This window comes from Brenneria uluponensis (assembly GCF_032395385.1).
GTDB lineage: Bacteria > Pseudomonadota > Gammaproteobacteria > Enterobacterales > Enterobacteriaceae > Prodigiosinella > Prodigiosinella aquatilis.
The window spans coordinates 2,885,604-2,902,782 of the sequence record NZ_CP135917.1; the positions used below are offsets into that span (position 1 = coordinate 2,885,604).

18 protein-coding genes are annotated in these 17,179 nt (G+C 50.7%); 4 read left to right on the forward strand and 14 right to left on the reverse strand.

Annotated elements, in window-relative coordinates:
• Window positions 1-314 precede the first annotated feature (314 nt).
• The gene (gene tmaR, locus RS889_RS13520) at window positions 315-653 is read right to left on the reverse strand and encodes a PTS system regulator TmaR (protein WP_315707658.1); all 339 of its coding nucleotides are present in this window, start codon (window positions 651-653) and stop codon (window positions 315-317) included.
• 318 nt (window positions 654-971) lie between these two features.
• Here tmaR and sbcB point away from each other — a divergent pair, with 318 nt between their 5' ends.
• Window positions 972-2,399: an exodeoxyribonuclease I gene (sbcB, locus tag RS889_RS13525; RefSeq protein WP_021015629.1), complete on the forward strand. Its 1,428-nt coding sequence runs from the start codon at window positions 972-974 to the stop codon at window positions 2,397-2,399.
• Window positions 2,400-2,462: 63 nt separating this feature from the next.
• Here sbcB and RS889_RS13530 read toward each other — a convergent pair whose 3' ends face one another.
• The 4 genes from RS889_RS13530 to RS889_RS13545 all read right to left on the reverse strand — a co-directional run bounded on the left by RS889_RS13530 (window position 2,463) and on the right by RS889_RS13545 (window position 5,073).
• The gene (locus tag RS889_RS13530) at window positions 2,463-2,918 is read right to left on the reverse strand and encodes a helix-turn-helix domain-containing protein (RefSeq protein ID WP_315707659.1); all 456 of its coding nucleotides are present in this window, start codon (window positions 2,916-2,918) and stop codon (window positions 2,463-2,465) included.
• Between the two features lie 2 nt (window positions 2,919-2,920).
• Window positions 2,921-3,202 (reverse strand): type II toxin-antitoxin system HigB family toxin, encoded by a 282-nt coding sequence (locus RS889_RS13535; protein ID WP_315707660.1) that lies wholly within the window; start codon window positions 3,200-3,202, stop codon window positions 2,921-2,923.
• 376 nt (window positions 3,203-3,578) lie between these two features.
• Complete coding sequence (locus RS889_RS13540) at window positions 3,579-4,940, reverse strand: APC family permease (protein WP_315707661.1); 1,362 nt, start codon at window positions 4,938-4,940, stop codon at window positions 3,579-3,581.
• The gene (locus RS889_RS13545; protein WP_021015625.1) at window positions 4,930-5,073 is read right to left on the reverse strand and encodes a hypothetical protein; all 144 of its coding nucleotides are present in this window, start codon (window positions 5,071-5,073) and stop codon (window positions 4,930-4,932) included. Before RS889_RS13545 ends, RS889_RS13540 begins: the two co-directional genes overlap by 11 nt.
• A 190-nt stretch (window positions 5,074-5,263) precedes the next feature.
• Between RS889_RS13545 and RS889_RS13550 the strand changes: the two genes are divergently transcribed.
• Window positions 5,264-5,584 carry a hypothetical protein gene (locus RS889_RS13550; protein ID WP_315707662.1) on the forward strand — a complete coding sequence of 107 codons (321 nt, stop codon included), beginning with the start codon at window positions 5,264-5,266 and terminating at the stop codon, window positions 5,582-5,584.
• A 104-nt stretch (window positions 5,585-5,688) separates the two neighbouring features.
• Here RS889_RS13550 and RS889_RS13555 read toward each other — a convergent pair whose 3' ends face one another.
• The 9 genes from RS889_RS13555 to RS889_RS13595 form a co-directional block, all read right to left on the reverse strand.
• Window positions 5,689-6,432 carry a flagellar brake protein gene (locus RS889_RS13555; RefSeq protein ID WP_315707663.1) on the reverse strand — a complete coding sequence of 248 codons (744 nt, stop codon included), beginning with the start codon at window positions 6,430-6,432 and terminating at the stop codon, window positions 5,689-5,691.
• 254 nt (window positions 6,433-6,686) lie between these two features.
• On the reverse strand, window positions 6,687-7,547 hold the full coding sequence (citG, locus tag RS889_RS13560; RefSeq protein WP_315711050.1) for a triphosphoribosyl-dephospho-CoA synthase CitG: 861 nt from the start codon (window positions 7,545-7,547) through the stop codon (window positions 6,687-6,689).
• A 25-nt stretch (window positions 7,548-7,572) separates the two neighbouring features.
• Complete coding sequence (gene citX / locus RS889_RS13565) at window positions 7,573-8,115, reverse strand: citrate lyase holo-[acyl-carrier protein] synthase (protein WP_425475079.1); 543 nt, start codon at window positions 8,113-8,115, stop codon at window positions 7,573-7,575.
• Complete coding sequence (citF, locus tag RS889_RS13570) at window positions 8,112-9,641, reverse strand: citrate lyase subunit alpha (RefSeq protein WP_315707664.1); 1,530 nt, start codon at window positions 9,639-9,641, stop codon at window positions 8,112-8,114. The genes citX and citF overlap by 4 nt, the downstream gene beginning before the upstream one ends.
• A gap of 100 nt (window positions 9,642-9,741) precedes the next feature.
• Window positions 9,742-10,617: a citrate (pro-3S)-lyase subunit beta gene (gene citE, locus RS889_RS13575; RefSeq protein WP_021015620.1), complete on the reverse strand. Its 876-nt coding sequence runs from the start codon at window positions 10,615-10,617 to the stop codon at window positions 9,742-9,744.
• Window positions 10,614-10,907, reverse strand: coding sequence for a citrate lyase acyl carrier protein (gene citD / locus RS889_RS13580; protein ID WP_290182583.1), 294 nt, complete (start codon window positions 10,905-10,907; stop codon window positions 10,614-10,616). The genes citE and citD overlap by 4 nt, the downstream gene beginning before the upstream one ends.
• 33 nt (window positions 10,908-10,940) lie before the next feature.
• Window positions 10,941-11,987, reverse strand: a complete 1,047-nt coding sequence (gene citC, locus RS889_RS13585) for a [citrate (pro-3S)-lyase] ligase (protein WP_021015618.1) — start codon at window positions 11,985-11,987, stop codon at window positions 10,941-10,943.
• Window positions 11,988-12,066: 79 nt separating this feature from the next.
• Window positions 12,067-12,945, reverse strand: coding sequence for a fumarylacetoacetate hydrolase family protein (locus RS889_RS13590; RefSeq protein WP_315707666.1), 879 nt, complete (start codon window positions 12,943-12,945; stop codon window positions 12,067-12,069).
• A gap of 64 nt (window positions 12,946-13,009) precedes the next feature.
• On the reverse strand, window positions 13,010-14,383 hold the full coding sequence (locus RS889_RS13595) for a 2-hydroxycarboxylate transporter family protein (protein ID WP_290182580.1): 1,374 nt from the start codon (window positions 14,381-14,383) through the stop codon (window positions 13,010-13,012).
• A 431-nt stretch (window positions 14,384-14,814) separates the two neighbouring features.
• On the opposite strand from RS889_RS13595, the gene RS889_RS13600 reads away from it, so the two are divergent.
• On the forward strand, window positions 14,815-16,458 hold the full coding sequence (locus RS889_RS13600) for an ATP-binding protein (RefSeq protein ID WP_315707667.1): 1,644 nt from the start codon (window positions 14,815-14,817) through the stop codon (window positions 16,456-16,458).
• Complete coding sequence (locus RS889_RS13605) at window positions 16,448-17,143, forward strand: response regulator (protein ID WP_021015614.1); 696 nt, start codon at window positions 16,448-16,450, stop codon at window positions 17,141-17,143. Before RS889_RS13600 ends, RS889_RS13605 begins: the two co-directional genes overlap by 11 nt.
• Window positions 17,144-17,179: the final 36 nt, after the last annotated feature.

Consider the following 17,179-nt stretch of genomic DNA (forward strand, 5'->3'; position numbering starts at 1 on the left):
AGTATTGATCGGCTCGCTGTCTGTGCACATCACCAGCCAGCCAAGCCCGAACACTGCCTGAGGCCAAATTCGAGAGGGTTTATCCGGCGGCGAAGGATTACGCTTTAGCCATTATCAAAAAAAAACGAAGGGAATTATGTGTGGACAAGGCCGCATTCAGCCGTGAGTGGCGTTCTGTATGAGACAGAAACCGGCTTTGATACCCGAAATCACCGCCGGATCATCGGTCACGATCGAATACACCGCCAGTGACTTCAGGTCATTTGGCGGCGGATTTGATCAGGGCTGCCGGGCAGCCCTGGTGCAGAGCGGGGTTATTTTTCTTCAACGCTCGGTTTAATTTCACCCATTTCTTTGATTTTGTGTGATAACTCACGACGCTCTTTCGAAAGATCCGCGTTTTTGATGATGTATTCATCCACACGGTCTTCATAGTCACCACGCATGTTGGCGATAATGGCCTGAATATCTTCAATTGACATCCCTGGCTTGATGTACTCACTCAAGTTATCCAGCAGCAGTACACGCTTTTTGTTATCACGAATTTTCTTTTCGTTATCAATGATTTCACGCTGTAATTTGTTTTTACGACGGAACATACGCACGAACTCCAACACGTCCTGGAAACATGGTTTGTTGTTGCCCTTATCCATTTCTCTACCCTTACTTGACTCATATTAAGATTTGTCGACCTGTACTAAACATACAGGGTAGCAGCTATCGGCGACAAGACGGTTTTTTACTGTCATCCCGGTTTATTGATCTTAAACGGTAGGTTGACACGGTTTTATGACTTTTCTTATCGCCGGCGGTTACAAAATCCCCTTGATGTGGCTCTCCTTAATAGGATACGCGCTGGTACAGATTTTATCGGCGTATGACGTAAAACCGACAGGAAAGCGAAACAGGATGTGGAATCAATGATATCCTTACTTTTTTGCATCGCACCCAACGTTGATTGAAACGCAGATATGGCTGATAAAATCCAATCCACCTTCTTCATCCACGATTATGAAACCTTCGGCATACATCCGGCAAAAGATCGTCCGGCACAGTTTGCAGGCATCCGTACCGATGAAGACTTCAATATCATTAGCGACCCTCTGGTGATTTACTGCCAGCCTGCCGACGATTACCTGCCTGAGCCGGAAGCCGTGATGATCACCGGCATTACGCCACAGGCCGCACTAAGCCAGGGTGTCTGCGAAGCCGAGTTTACCCGTCAGATTCATGACGCCTTCAGCGTTCCTGGTACCTGCATTATGGGGTACAACAATATTCGTTTTGATGATGAAGTCAGCCGTAACCTTTTTTATCGTAATTTCTACGATCCCTACGCTTACAGTTGGCAAAACGGCAACTCGCGCTGGGATCTGCTGGACGTGCTGCGTGCCTGCTTCGCCTTACGTCCAGAGGGTATTATCTGGCCGGAAAATGACGACGGATTTACCAGCTTCCGGCTGGAACATCTGACGCGCGCCAACGGTATCGAACACGAACACGCGCACGATGCCATGTCCGACGTTTACGCCACCATCGCCATGGCCCGGTTGTTGAAACAGGCACAGCCGAAGCTGTTTGATTACCTGTATACGCTCCGCAATAAAAATAAGGTCAGTGCACTGATAGACGTCCCGCAAATGAAGCCCTTACTGCATGTTTCCGGGATGTTCGGCTCGGCTCGGGGCAATACCAGTTGGGTGGTACCGCTGGCATGGCATCCGGATAACCGTAATGCGGTGATCATGTGCGATCTGGCCGGAGACATCACACCGCTGCTGGAACTGGAACCCGAAGAACTGCGGGCTCGACTTTATACCCGCCGAGACAAACTTACCGAAGACCAGTCCCCGGTTCCCATTAAACTGGTGCATATCAACAAATGCCCGGTACTGGCGCCAGCCAACACTCTCCGCCCGGAAGACGCGGCCCGGTTGGGCATTGATCGCCAGCATTGTCTGAATAACCTGCATCAATTGCGTCAACACGCGCAGGTGCGGGAAAAGGTGGTCGCGTTGTATGCGGACGCCCCGGCGTTTGAAGTGGTGAACGACGTCGATATGCAACTTTATAATGGTTTTTTCGGCGACGCCGACCGTGCCGCAATGGCAATTATCCGGGAAACCGCGCCACAGAATCTTCCCGCACTGGATATGCAGTTTGTGGATAACCGCATGATGCCGCTATTGTTCCGCTATCGTGCTCGTAATTACCCCACAACCCTGGATGATCTGGAGCAACAACGCTGGTTGCAGCATCGCCGCGAAATACTCACGCCAGAGCGATTACAGGCATACATCACTCAATTGGATGCGCTGTACCAGCTTTATGATGGGGATGAAAAAAAGATAACGTTACTCAAGGCATTATTTACTTATGCCCAGCAACTGGCAGAGTAAACACCCTGCTTTATGCGTTGCTTGCCAGGCTGACGTCCATCCAGCCGATAACGCTCGCATGGTTTAGCGAGGATGCACCCGCAGACGTCCCCACGCGGGTGCCGCGTAACGGGGAGAAACGGTTCCAGTTGACGACGCATCCTCCGATGCATTCATATCCTGAATCAGGACTTCTGCCGGGATTCCCAGCCCTTCATGCAGTTTTCTTATCATCGTCAAGCTTAACGGACGTTTACGGTTAATCACTTCGGAAACCTTGGACGGTGAGCCGATGTATCGCGTTAAGTCAGCCTGAGACAACCCTTGTTGTTCCATGATGAGCTTGATGACCTCAATAGGATCGGGTTTTGCCAGTGGATAATGTGCATCTTCATAGTGACCGACCAACAGACTCACTAGCTCAAATTCGTCCAGTGCTTCACTACCCGGTAATAAATCACCGTCCGCCAACATGGCGAGACGCGCCATTCCTTTTTCATAATCCTCATGTGTTCGGAATATTTTCCAGGATGTCATCATTATTATAATCTCCATTTATCGTAATCTGCGTGGGTGCCAATCTGCTCAACAATGACCGTCCCCGCGACATAAACCACCCGCCGGAAAATATTACCTTTAAGATTAAATATCACCCGGTTATGCGCCAGAAAATCCGCACGTCGATAACGCCATTTAATATCCTGAGGTGTTGCCCACTCTGCACGGCTGACATCATCGTACCAGGCTTCAACCACGCCGCTGGCCTGATTATGCTTCATGCAAAAAGCATGAAGTTTGTCTCGTCCTCTTACTTTCATCGTCATCAAATTCCCTGTTTGGGAAACATACACCCACCATTCCCAAAAAGGGAAGCATACTTACCGATAAAATTTCCTGTTATGACCCGCGATCAGTGCGACTGAATCCCGGTATGGACAACCACGAAAGGTTCGCCGATAACTTATTGAAGGACAGCAGGTATTGCCAAGAGAATGGATGACATCAGGAATACGGGTCAGATGCCTGAACATTATAGTCGTGGCACTGATATTGAATCCGTTCTAAAACGGATGCATTGATTAGAAAGCGAATTTCTGCCTATGCAGGCATCCCGTTGCAAAACAAAGAAGCGTTTGTCACTCATGTCTCACGCAGCCAAGAAACAGCGTGAGACATGGCGCTCAGTGGATTTACGGGACGTTAAACCAACTCTTCATTACACTGTGGAACCGGCTGACGAAAGCGGCGTGTCACGACCACCAGATACAGCAGACCCACGGCAGCCCACACCAGACCCAGGGTCATGGACGTTTGTTCCAGATTGAGCCACAGCGCGCCGACAGCCAGCGCGCCCAGGATTGGCAAAATCAGGTAATTGACGGTGTCTTTCAGTGTGGCATTACGGCGTTCGCGAATATAGAACTGTGATATTACCGACAGGTTCACGAAAGTAAACGCCACCAGCGCGCCAAAATTGATCAATGCCGTGGCCGTCACCAAATCAAAAGATACCGCCGACAGCGCAATCACCCCGACCAACAATACGTTCAATGCCGGCGTACGCCATGTCGGATGAATATAGCCAAAGAAACGCGTCGGAAAGACGCCATCGCGACCCATCACATACATCAGGCGAGACACCCCGGCGTGAGCCGCCATGCCGGAAGCCAGCACCGTTACGCAGGAAAATACCAGAATGATCGACTGGAACAGTTTACCCGCCACATACAACATAATTTCCGGCTGTGAGGCATCCGGGTTTTTGAAGCGGGAAATATCCGGGAAATAGAGTTGCAGGAAGTAGGACACCACCACAAAAATGATGCCGCCAATCAGCGCCGTCAGGAAAATCGCTTTCGGGATAACCCGCCCGGCATCCGGCGTCTCCTCTGACAGAGAGCTGATACCATCAAACCCGAGGAACGAGAAACACAGAATGGTCGCACCGGTCACCATCGGCACCACATGGGCATTCTCCGACCAGAACGGTTTACGGCTGAGCAGCGTTCCGGTGCCTTCTCCATGAGACACACCGTGGATCACCAACGCAAGAAACACCAGCATAACCGCCACCTGCACCACCACAATGATGGAATTCAGGTTGGCGACAATATTGATGCCGCGCAGGTTAAACAGCGTCATCAGCCCTACCAGCGCTGCCACGAAGATCCATGACGGCACACCGGGGAAAATCGCTTCCAGATAAATTTTTGCCAGCAGAATGTTGATCATCGGCATAAACAGGTAGTCCAGCAGCGAAGACCAGCCAACCATAAAACCAATATGCGGACTGATGGCCTTTTGGGCATAAGTGTATGCCGAACCAGCGGAAGGAAAGCGGCGCACCAGTTTGCCATAGCTCAGTGCAGTAAACAGAATGCCGATCAATGCGAAAACATACGCAGTAGCAACATGTCCATCCGTTAACCCCGACACAATACCGAAAGTGTCGAAAATAGTCATGGGTTGTAAATAAGCCAGCCCCATCATGACCACTTGCCATAACGTGAGGGTTTTTCTCAATTGGATACGTTGACTGGACACCGTCGTCTCAAGCGACATGCTGCGTCCCTCCATTGCCAGCACCGGCGAGTGACGCCTCATCTGATACACCCGCTGTCACCATGACAACATCATCACGGATCTTACGGGATAAACCGGCGGGCACCGGCACAAAAACAACGACTTGCCCCATTTCTTTTTCCTCTGCGTTGCACTATGGCATACGTTTTACTGATATCTATCCGGAATGTGTTCCGGCCTCTTGCGGGAAACATGACTACAAAAAAATAACCGACGCTATCGACGTCGGTTACTTGTAGGGCGCGTATTTTGCCCCAGAGAAGTTGTGGTGACAAGACCAGGCAGACCTGGTTGTTTCCTCTATGGCAGAAGAAGCCGTATACATTGACAAGCCACATCCGATAATTCCGACGTCGGGCATGAAAGCGCATCTCGAGAAAGTGGCCTGGGCTAATTTTCCTGATATGACATTCGACACGTTGAAACTTTTCGGCTGCACCAACATCTACGCCTGGGAGTGGGCACTCCATGCGTCAACGTGTGGCGTGCTGGTTGGACAAACATCCGATCGGAACATCTATTGCGAGGGAGTGGACATACTGATGCTCAACGCAAGAGGGCAAATTGTACAGTCCGTTTGTCACCTCGACAGGAAATCCCTGTGGGATTCAGTTGTAAATTGAAGTGGTAACTCAACTGGGCCCCCACAGTGACAGTAGTAATAAAACGACGACTCACATTATCGTCGCTCAAATACAGGCGCTGTGTACCAGCGTCGCTATTATCATTACTGGAATCTTTTACGTTTATTGCTCTGTTCTAACTCCAGTTCAACAATCACCTGTTGAAGCTCGCGCTCCTCCAACGATGTCAACTGTGGAAATCGGAAACTCAGGCGTTGCATTTTCTTTATCTCACCTTTGTTACTCACCAACTTGGTGGTGACATGTCCCACCAACTCCAGATCCAGCGTAAAGTGACCATAGTTATTCAGGTCTATTTCCGCATTTTTAATCACATCACCGGGATTGATTAGCGTGTCAATATCGTCACGCTCCGTATACAGGCAGACACCGCCCAGCGAAAGGTCTTTAACCGTAAACTGGAACTGGCTTTTATCCGACAAAGTACCCCGGCAAACCATCGGCGGCCATGCCGGAGACGTGATACGGAAAAAATTACGGCGCTGTATATAGTAGAGTTCAGACGGGATATCAGCACAAAACGCCGGCAGGCCTTCATACATCATCGTGCGCGTGATATGTGATTTGAACTCGATTTTTGCACCGGCAGGTTCGGCCAGAAAATCCAGCTCGCCGGCAAACAATGCCCGGCTGTTTTCCTGCTCCAGACCACCCAAATCAAACAGAAAAATATCGTTATCAGGCTGGACATCCAGAACTTTACTGATGAACTGTCCACGTGAATGGAAAACCATTACGGTGGTATCGTTTTTCTTTAACTCCCGCAATGTCGCACAAATTGCCAGCTTGTTGCGCTTAACAAACTGCTCTTTCAAATTTTCATCCACTACATCCAGCCCCACGAATTAGTTGAATGGTAAATACCTGATAATTTCTCTACATCATTCACGTTACAGGAAGGCGGCAAGCGAAAAGATCCCGATGAACTTACTCAAGTAAGTGATTCGGGTATCATCGAGCGCCGCCAACGCACATGCAACGTGAAGTGTGACGAGTATAGATTGAATGAACCACAAGAGATCAATCCGTTCAATCGGTATCGGCATTTACCACATCAACTTTAGCTATCGCTGACAGAACGTCAGGCAGCCGGATAGTGGGACAGCAGCCAAGTCAGCGCCAACAAGTCAGCACTGCCTCCCGGGCTGAGATTGCGAACGACAAATGCCTGATTCATATCCTGTAGCGCCGCAATGCTGACTCCCTGCGCCAGCAGACGGCGAGCGGAAGACTGCACAAACGTCAGGCCTTCCATCCCACCCCGCGACACCACATTGGTATCCGGGTTGTGAGCCATCAACACCACCAGCGTGTGTAGCAACGCTTTTTCTTCATCCATACCCTGCTGTAACGCTTGCTGATATGCCGGTAGCGCATACTGCCGCACGGTGCCAAAACCACTGGCCGCTTCGCCCCGCGCCCCAGTCAACCCGTGACGCTGAAACAGCCGCTCCCCGGCGGTGACCGCACTGCCGCCCTTCTCCAGCTCATTGCGTACCAGATCACCACACATATCCGCCACGGCCTGACACAGCCGCGCTTGAGTTTGTGGCTGACCGCAGCCCACCAGCCATCCTGCGGCGGTACACAATAATCCGAATGCAAAAATCCCGCCTTTATGGGTGTTGACCCCGGACGTCGCCTTCAGCATCGATTGTTCGCAGGCAATTCCCACCGGGCGAGCGTAGCTGAGTAGCTGGCTGAGCGGCAGGGAAGCATGATGGAAACCTGTTTCGGTAAACCGCCGGAACCAGGGTGCTACCGCCGTAATGCTTGACTGAAACAGCGGCACGTCCATATCCCGGTGTGAACCGTTATTCTCGCTGTCCACCAGACCGGGTTTTGGTGTCAACATGACTTCAACGGTTAACGCCCGGGCGACCAGACGGTCGATATCGGGTAGCCCCGCAGCGACGGGATTGCGCATAAAGGCGTTTCCCATCTGATGGCAGGAGATCGTACCGGTATCAGTGCGGGTCGAAATAGGCATGAAGCATTCCTTCAATCTGTTGGATGAGCTCGGGCAGTGGATGACGCCGCGAGCGAGCGCAGGCATGCGCCGGTTCACCACACAACATACACGAACGCCCGGCATGCGCCAGCAGGGAACGACCAATAGAACCTTCTTGTGGGCAAAATACATCGAAATCCCACAACCGCCCCAATGCATGATGCTCTTCCAATGCTATCGCCGCTGCTTTTACCGACAGAGCGTCTTTCTTCACTACCCAGAACCCTTCGGCCCCGGTTTCCAACCAATGTAATTGATGTTCCAGCACACTCCAGCCCCGCGCGCGACACAGTGCATCGAAGGCACTTACCGCTTCGTGCATAGCCTGGCGGTACAATGTCGAATCCTTCACCGGACCCGGCGTCACCAGTGTCAACGACACCAGCGTGGCGCTATAACGCACCAGCAGCTCGCGCTGCCGGGCGGCGCGGCGATCCTTCGCCGCCAACAGGTTTTCCAGTGAAACGGCGACCGATTCGGTCAACGTATCATCACTCACTCGTTATCCTCTTTTACCTGACGGACTACATCGATCACACTGCCATCACGGTAGCGAATCACCCCGACAATGCGGTCGTGGAACGCAATCGCTCTCGGCTCGCCCACCAACGCGGTGGCGCGTTGATACAGCGCTTCTATCGACATGACGTTAAGACCGGCCTGTTGCAAGCGCTCTGCCACTTCCGGACGTGCCGGGTTAACTGCAATACCGTGATCGGTCACCAGGACATCAACACTCTCTCCTGGCGTAACACACGTCGTCACCTGACGCACCACCGTCGGAATACGGCTACGGATCAACGGAGCGACCACGATAGTCAGGTTCGCAGCGGTAGCCACATCACAGTGACCACCGGAGGCGCCACGCATCACACCATCCGAACCGGTAATAACGTTGACATTGAAATCGAGGTCGATTTCCAACGCACTCAGAATAACCACATCCAGTTGGTCACAGCAGGCCGCTTTGCCCGTCGGGTTGGCGTAGACATTGGTGGAAATTTCCACATGCTGCGGGTTTTTCGCCAGCGACGCAGTGGCGCCAGCATCAAAACACTGCGTATCCAACAGTGTCTCAATCAGTCCTTTCTCGTGCAGATCGACAATACTGCCGGTGATGCCGCCCAAGGCGAAACGCGCCACAATATTCTGCTTCTGCATGCGATCTTCCAGAAAACGGGTGCACGCGGTAGAGGCTGCGCCAGAACCGGTCTGGATAGAGAAACCTGATTTGAAGTAACCGGAGTGTTCAATCACGTCAGCGGCACTACGGGCAATCAGCAGCTCACGCGGGTTACTGGTAACTCGGGCCGCGCCGACGCTGATTTTAGCCGGGTCACCGACTTCATCCACCTGAACGATGTAATCTACCTGATCCTGAACAATGCTGGCAGGCATGTTCGGGAATGGCACCAGACTTTCCGTCAGCAGCACCACTTTGTGGGCAAATTCGGCATCCACCATGGCATATCCCAGCGAACCACAGCGGGATTTACCGACCGTGCCGTTAGCGTTACCGAATTCATCACTGCACGGTACCCCCAGGAACGCCAGATCGATCTTCAGTTCACCGCTCTGTAGCAGATGCACACGACCACCGTGGGAATGAATTTGTACGGGTTCTTTCATCAGACCGTGAGAAATGGCATCGGCCAGTTTGCCACGCATCCCGGACGTGAAAATACGGGTTACCACACCATTACGGATGTGCTCAATCAGCGGGGCATTGCAGCTCATCAGGGAGCTAGAGGCCAGCGTCAGGTTTTTGAACCCCATCTGTGCCAACGTATCCATCACCCGGTTGATGACTTTGTCACCTTCACGGAAATGGTGGTGGAACGACACTGTCATGCCATCTTTCAGTCCGCTTTTACGAATAGCGTCTTCCAGAGAGGCGCACAGCTTACGCTCATGCTTCTGCGTGATATCGTTCAGCCAGGGCGTGTGGTGATTGGCGCTGACGAACGGTTCTAAATGGTTTTTTTCCGGGTACTGCTTTTGCAGCGCTTCAATAAAGTTACTCATGATCTTATCCTGTCATTGCTGATGACCCGCCGGTTCGGCACTCAGTCCATACCGGGCCGGTCAGTGCATAAAACGGTCTGTACAGAAAAACGGGCGACGCTTATTTACGAACGCCAGAAGCCTTAACACGTTCCACTACCGTTCTGGCGTGGTTGATTATCGGGCCATCAATCATTTTTCCGTTGAGTGAAATCACGCCTAACCCGGCACGTTCGCCCTCTTCTGCCGCCTTGATCACCAGGTGCGCATAATCCACCTCGTCCTGCGTCGGGGCATACGCATTGTGCAGCAATTCAATCTGGCGGGGGTTAATCAGGGATTTACCGTTAAAGCCCAGCCGGCGGATCAGGTCCACCTCACGCAGGAAACCCTCATCATCGTTGACGTTGGAATACACCACGTCAAAGGCATCAATACCGGCGACACGGGCAGCATGCAGCACAGCGCAGCGGGCATAGAACAATTCGGTGCCGTCGCCGCGTTCGGTCTGCATATCCATCACATAGTCAAAAGCCGCCAGCGCGATACCGATCATGCGCTCGGACGAACGGGCAATGGATACGGCATTGACGACTCCGATTGCCGACTCAATCGCCGCCATAATACGGGTAGAACCGACTTCACGACCGCATGCCTTTTCAATGCGTACCAGATGCTGTTCCAGCTCGTCCACGTCGTCGGTGGAATCGGTTTTCGGCAGGCGAATGACATCAGCGCCACCACGTACTGCGGCTTCCAGGTCTTTCAGACCAAATGGCGTGCAGAGCTGGTTAATGCGCACTACCGTTTCAATTTCACGGTACATCGGGTGTTGTAGCGCATGAAATACCAGCAGACGCGCGGTATCTTTTTCCCGCAGGGACACGGCGTCTTCCAGGTCAAACATGATGGAATCGGGCTTGTAGATAAACGCGTTGGACAACATGGCGGCATTGGCGCCTGGGAGGAATAACATACTGCGGCGAAGTTTTTTCATGATAATTTCTCCCAGTCAATCTGCTCTTCATCAGCGCCACGTAATACCGCACTCTGCACACGGGCGCGGATAACACAATCCAGCGCGCCCTTGTCATCGACAATAATGGTGCCTTCCTGTACGCCCAGCGCTTGCAGGGTCTCGTTGATGACCGCTTTAATCTGGTGACCAAACTGTTTGATGACTTCACTGTTGACGACGACCGTCAACTGCCCTTCAGCTGGTGCGACCTTCACCAGCAAATCGCTGGATTCAAAGGTGCCCGCCAGGGCTTCCTTAATAATTTTCATCTCTTTTTCCTGCTCAATACTATTAAATGTGCATCACGCGCAGGCGGGTTCGCCATAACGCTGTAGCTGTAAATACTGAAAAGTGGTCGCGGGGACAATATCCTGAATAGAATCAAACTGACGCAGTTTTAACAGCTTGCGCACCTCGGACGCGGAAATCGCCCGTCCGGCTTCACACTTGCGTTCAATTTCAATCACTTTCAGAGCCGGGGCATTGACTAACTGCGACTGTTCCAGCCAATAATGCATGTCCTGGTTATACTGATGGGTGACCGGACAGAATGGCTCAGTCCCGACAAAGCGTTGGTTAATACCGAGAGCCGGCGCGATATATTGCCGGAAAATGATCAGATCCAGCGCGGAGTGCGCCTGGGTGATCAATTTTTCTTCTTTCAGGAAATAACCGGGGAAAGTGGCCTTGGAGATCATATATTCTGACCCGATATGCACCGTCAGATTTCGGATGTGGGCCACGCCCTGTCTCACCATATCCAGGCGTTCGGTAAACGGGAAAAAGGAGACATCTTCCCGCACCACAAAGATGTGTAGCCAATCGCAGGCCGCGGCCGCCTGCTCCGCCAAATAGCAGTGCCCCAGGGTAAACGGATTGGCATTCATCACGATGGCGCCAATGTTATCACCCGGTTGTCTCTGTTTGGTCAGTGTCTGGCAATACTGTTTGATGCCGATGGGCGTGTTTTCCATCAATACAGCGGCATTATCATACTGAGCCAGCGGGTAGAATCCGCAGCCACGGAAAATATTGATATTATCGGGTTTGGTATACAAAAACAGGTGAAACCGGCCACGCAACGCGGCCTGTTGCACCACTTCATTCACCACCTGGACACCCAGGTTGAGGTCACGAAAAGCGGGATCGACCGCAACACATTTAATGGTGTTAGCCGCCAGTCCGGCACAGGCGACCAGTTGGCCATCATGCCTGCCCACCACAAAGGTCTCAATGTCATTATCCATCCCCAGTTGGCAATGGGCCAGAAACTGACGCACAACCACGACATCCTGCGTATGGACGCCCACCTCAAGGGTGGTAAAAACAAGAGCCTCATCGGCATACATAACAGTAATCCTGCATATAGCTAAAGTAATTCAACATAAACGCTGACAGACGTCTTCGGGTCATCCCGAAGACTGATCCTCAGTGAGCCAGCGCAGCGGCGGGCATCGCTTTTGCCGGCCGGCTGGCTTCGGCGATGGTGTTACGTAAATGACCGACATTTTCAATCTCAACTTCGATGCAATCACCCGGTTTCATAAACAGCGGTGGCGTGCGTTTTTTACCTACGCCGCCAGGTGAACCGGTAATGATCACATCACCCGCGCTCAGGGCAGTGAAAGTGCTGATGTATTCAATCAGTTCGGCAATGGTATGGATCATGCTGCGGGTGTTGTCGTCCTGTACCATACGCCCATTCAGATAGGTGCGAATGGCCAACGCGTGCGGATCAGGGATTTCGTCACGGGTAGTCAGATACGGCCCGAATGCGCCGGTTTTCTGCCAATTCTTGCCAGCGGTAAACCAGCTGTGCTGCCAGTCACGAGCGGAGCCATCCATATAGCAGCTATAACCGGCGACGTGAGACAACGCCTCTGTACGGGAAATGTTCTGGCCATCTTTGCCAATCACAACGGCCAGTTCACCTTCATAATCAAATTCATTGGAGAAGGTTGGTTTGAGTACGTCGGTACCGTGGCCGGTCTGTGAATCGGCAAAGCGGACAAACAGGGTCGGTGCCGGGTTCAGTTCATTGAACTCTTTACGTTTTTCGGCATAGTTCATCCCGACGCACAAGATTTTGGACGGTGTCACAATCACGGGTAAGAAGGTAACGTCCGACACTGACACATCCGGTGTGGCATGGATAAATTCAGCCGCCTCGTGCAGGGCGTCACCCGCCAGCAGCGCTTTCAAATCTGCATAGCGCTGACCGAGTTTGCTGCCCAGGTCGATTAAGCCAGCCGGGGTGTAAATCCCGTAACTGTTTTTGCCGTTATAGCGATAGCTTGCAAGTTTCATAATAATTCCCGGTTAAAATGAAACTGCGGTGATTTGCAGTTTCATCTTTTTACTTAACAAAACATCAGACCAAAAAGTTGCCCAGAATCAGTAGTGCCAGAGAGACATTGATAGCCCCGCCGATACGAGTGGCAATCTGTGCGAAAGGCATCAGCACCATACGATTACCGGAAGTCAGGATAGCAACGTCGCCGGTACCACCCTGTCCACTCTGACAACAGGAGACAATGGCAACATCAATCGGGTGCATACCAATTTTTTTACCAACAAAGAAGCCGGTAGCGACCAGAGCGCCCACAGTGGAAACGATAACCAGCAGATTGGAAATGGTGAACGCATTCACCAACTCCTGCCATGGTGTAATCGCCACACCCACCGCGAACAGAATCGGGTATGTCACTGACGTCTGGAAAAATTTATAAACGACCTGTGAGCCTTCCTGAATACGCGGAGAGGCACCGTGAGCCAATTTGATCAATACCGCGATAAACAACATGCCCACTGGCGCCGGCAGACCGATCAGTTTGTTACCCAGCATACCTACCATGTACAGCAGTACCGCCAGCAGAGCGCCGGTAGCTATGGTAGTCACATCGGTTTTACCACTGGTTAACGCCGTCAAAGACGTGGGAATACTGCCTGTTGCATTACCTTTGTTCGGCATCAGTTCGCCTTCACCGGTCAGGTGCGGATAACGTTTACCCAACTGATTCAAACAGCCGGCGATGATGATAGCGGTCAGACTACCCAACATCACGATAGGCAGAATACGGCCCAAGGCGACACCTTGTTCCATATGCAGCAAGGTGGCATACCCCATCGACAGCGGAATGGCGCCTTCACCCACCCCACCAGCCATGATCGGCAACACCAGGAAGAAAAAGATATGGAACGGATTCATACCCAACGCCATACCGACGCCCATACCCACCAGCATACCGACCACTTCGCCACACACCATGGGGAAGAAAATACGCAGGAAACCCTGAATCAAGGTCTGCCGGTTCATGCTCATGATGCTGCCGACGATAATGCAGCAGATGTAGAGATACAGAATGTGGGTGGATTTATAGAACTGGGTAGTAGACTGAACAATGGTGTCCGGTAACAGGCCGTAATGCACCATTGCAGAAGGAATAAAGGTAGCGCAGATCGCTGCTGCCCCCATTTTACCCACGATAGGTAACCGTTTACCGAACTCGCCGCAGGCAAAACCAAAAAACGCCAGTGTTGCAACCATCACGACGATGTCGCTAGGCAGTTTCCCATTCAGACAATCAATTCCGATTAACGCACCAGCTAATAAAAATAGCGGTACCGGAATAATACCTACTTTATAGGTATCCAGAATGTGCCACCATTTTTCTTTTAATGATAATGAAACCTTTGCCGAGGCCTCATCTTTCACAACAATATACGAATCATCAGTGGTACTCATAACCTTCTCCCCTTGTTATTTTCCTGGGCATAGTAGGAGGTCAATGGCTATTATTATGTGATAATCATCAAATTAAAAAACGAGTTTTAATGGCACTTATGATTTTTATGGTTTTTATTAAAAAGTCATTTAAAAACAATGAATTAATAAAACAAAATTCATGCAGAAACTTTAAAAACTTTATGGTTTTTATGGTGTTAATTAGGCGTTTTATAATAATTTATTTTTATGTTGTGAAAAGGTAATTAACTTGTTTATCAAGACGGTTAATTTGGTCTAAATGTTACTAATAATAAATAACAAAAAAACACACGATTTAAAACTTTATCGCGTAGCGGCTCACAAGATTATATTCACCTCCCCTTCTTCTACTCCATTCATGATAAATTATCCACTCCAGCACAGATTGATTTGACGGCTTTTTAACGACGATGAAATACAGACTCACTTTCCATATCAAGTTGTTCATTTACTTGATTATTTTCTTCTCGGTACTGTTATTGATGGTAGGTGGCTACTACTATTACTCGGTGGACAAACAACTTTATACCGAGTTAGGTAATCGTGCCCAGGTGCAGGCACGGGAGATCGCCATCATTCCGTCGCTAATTGACGCCGTAAAAAAACGGGATATTGCCGCCATCCGCACGCTGGGTAATAAGCTAAAACAGCGCAGTGACGCCAGCTTTATCGTTATCGGCGATCAGCACGCCATACACCTGTACCATTCCGAAGATCCCGCGGCGCTGGGTAAAAAAATGGTCGGCGGAGACAATAAGGATGTGCTGGCGGGGAAAAGCATTATTTCATTGCGACGTGGTGGTATCGGCATTTCTTTGCGCAGCAAGGCGCCGATCATGGATGGAAACACCGTGATTGGTATCGTTTCCGTGGGTTACCTGAAAAGCCACATTGATAACCTGACACTCGGTAAAGTCGGCCACGTTCTGTTAGTCATTCTGTCCTTGCTGCTAGCGCTGTTCTGTTTTTCCTGGTGGTTCTCACGCAATCTGAAAAAACAGATGTTCGGGCTGGAGCCTCTGGAGATCCGCCTGCTGGTCCGGCAGCAAAAAGCGCTGTTGGAGTCCATTTACGAGGGCGTGATCGCCATTGATAAACAACATCGTATTGCCGTGATTAACCACGCAGCCAAAGAGTTGCTGGGGCTGGACGGACCATCTTACAAATTGCGTGGCAAACCGATTGAAGAAGTGATTAAATCCGTTCCCTTTTTTGCCAATGAGGACATGTGGGTGACGGACACGCACGACGAAATCTGTCGTTTCAACCATATTACGGTGATTGCCAGCCGGGTACGTATCATGCTGAAAGATGAGCTACAGGGTTGGGTCATTAGTTTCCGTGACAAAAACGACATCCACAGTCTCAGTCTGCAATTGAGCCAGGTAAAGCGCTACGCCAACAGTCTGCGTATTTTGCGCCATGAACAACTCAACTGGACGGCCACGCTAGCCGGATTATTACATCTGAAACGCTATGATGAAGCGGTGCAATATATTGAAGCGCAATCAGAAAGCGCCCAGGTGGTACTGGATTTCGTTTCGCGTCGTTTCTGTTCCCCCGCGCTCTGTGGTCTGCTACTGGGGAAATATGCCAGCGCGCATGAAAAAGGCATCGAACTACTGTTTGACCCACGCTGCCAGTTGAATGGAATTCCCGCCGCACTCAATGAAACCGAACTCATGTCGATTATCGGCAATTTGATCGATAATGCAGTGGAGGCCACACTAACCTGCCAGGAAGCCCATTATCCTGTTGAAGTTTACATTCATGACGGTGAGCAGGAACTGGTGATTGAAATTGCTGATCAGGGAGCAGGTATTGACCCAAATATCGCCGAACGGATATTTGAAATGGGTGTCACCAGTAAGTTGGAAGGCGATCATGGATTGGGTCTGCATCTGGTAGCCAGTTATGTTAATCAGGCTCACGGGGTGATTGAGGTTTCCGCCAACCAACCGCACGGAGCAATTTTTTCCATTTTTATTCCCAAAAATTCTTCCTTTAATCAACCTACAGAGACTCACAGGGATTCAGAGCACCATGCCTATTGATAATTTCAACGTCTTGATCGTTGAAGATGAAAACAAGCTGGCGACTATCCAAGCTGAATTTATCGAAAAAAACTTTAACATGCGGGTGGTCGGCATTGCCGCCACCTTATCCGAAGCAAAACGGTTGTTACAACTGTACAAGCCACGATTGATTTTGCTGGATAATTATCTGCCGGATGGTGAAGGTGTATCACTCATTGAAAGCGAATTGCTGAAAGGCATGAACTGCTCGGTTATTTTTATCACCGCCGCCAGTGATATGAACACCTGCGCGCAGGCTATCCGCTGCGGAGCGTTTGATTACATCATCAAACCTGTCTCTTACCCGCGTCTGCGTTCGTCGTTAGAGCGTTTTATCCAGTTTGTGAAAACCCAGCACACTTACAAAATCGTCGACCAGCAAAATGTGGATGTGCTTTATCAGCTTCAGGCGTCGACCGTACCAAATGGCCCCGGCAGCAAAGGCATTGAGGAAAATACCCTGAATCTGATTCAGCAGATCTTCCTCAATGAGTCGGAAACGCTATTCTCCGTTGATGATGTGGTCGATAAAACCGGACTGAGTAAAACCACTGCCCGCCGTTATCTCGAATTTTGCGTGGAAAACCAGTTTCTGGAAATCGAAATGCGCTATGGGAAAATCGGTCATCCACGGCGACTGTACCGCAAGAAAAACACGGATTGAACGGTTTTTTCTCGCCGTACGATACCTGCAAACGTA

Bases quoted from the DNA above. Each gene is read 5' to 3' on its own strand.
- tmaR (WP_315707658.1), bottom strand. From the start codon at position 653: ATGGATAAGGGCAACAACAAACCATGTTTCCAGGACGTGTTGGAGTTC.
- sbcB (WP_021015629.1), top strand. From the start codon at position 972: ATGGCTGATAAAATCCAATCCACCTTCTTCATCCACGATTATGAAACC.
- RS889_RS13530 (WP_315707659.1), bottom strand. From the start codon at position 2,918: ATGATGACATCCTGGAAAATATTCCGAACACATGAGGATTATGAAAAA.
- RS889_RS13535 (WP_315707660.1), bottom strand. From the start codon at position 3,202: ATGACGATGAAAGTAAGAGGACGAGACAAACTTCATGCTTTTTGCATG.
- RS889_RS13540 (WP_315707661.1), bottom strand. From the start codon at position 4,940: ATGTCGCTTGAGACGACGGTGTCCAGTCAACGTATCCAATTGAGAAAA.
- RS889_RS13545 (WP_021015625.1), bottom strand. From the start codon at position 5,073: ATGGGGCAAGTCGTTGTTTTTGTGCCGGTGCCCGCCGGTTTATCCCGT.
- RS889_RS13550 (WP_315707662.1), top strand. From the start codon at position 5,264: ATGGCAGAAGAAGCCGTATACATTGACAAGCCACATCCGATAATTCCG.
- citG (WP_315711050.1), bottom strand. From the start codon at position 7,547: ATGGGAAACGCCTTTATGCGCAATCCCGTCGCTGCGGGGCTACCCGAT.
- citF (WP_315707664.1), bottom strand. From the start codon at position 9,641: ATGAGTAACTTTATTGAAGCGCTGCAAAAGCAGTACCCGGAAAAAAAC.
- citE (WP_021015620.1), bottom strand. From the start codon at position 10,617: ATGAAAAAACTTCGCCGCAGTATGTTATTCCTCCCAGGCGCCAATGCC.
- citD (WP_290182583.1), bottom strand. From the start codon at position 10,907: ATGAAAATTATTAAGGAAGCCCTGGCGGGCACCTTTGAATCCAGCGAT.
- citC (WP_021015618.1), bottom strand. From the start codon at position 11,987: ATGTATGCCGATGAGGCTCTTGTTTTTACCACCCTTGAGGTGGGCGTC.
- RS889_RS13590 (WP_315707666.1), bottom strand. From the start codon at position 12,945: ATGAAACTTGCAAGCTATCGCTATAACGGCAAAAACAGTTACGGGATT.
- RS889_RS13595 (WP_290182580.1), bottom strand. From the start codon at position 14,383: ATGAGTACCACTGATGATTCGTATATTGTTGTGAAAGATGAGGCCTCG.
- RS889_RS13600 (WP_315707667.1), top strand. From the start codon at position 14,815: ATGAAATACAGACTCACTTTCCATATCAAGTTGTTCATTTACTTGATT.
- RS889_RS13605 (WP_021015614.1), top strand. From the start codon at position 16,448: ATGCCTATTGATAATTTCAACGTCTTGATCGTTGAAGATGAAAACAAG.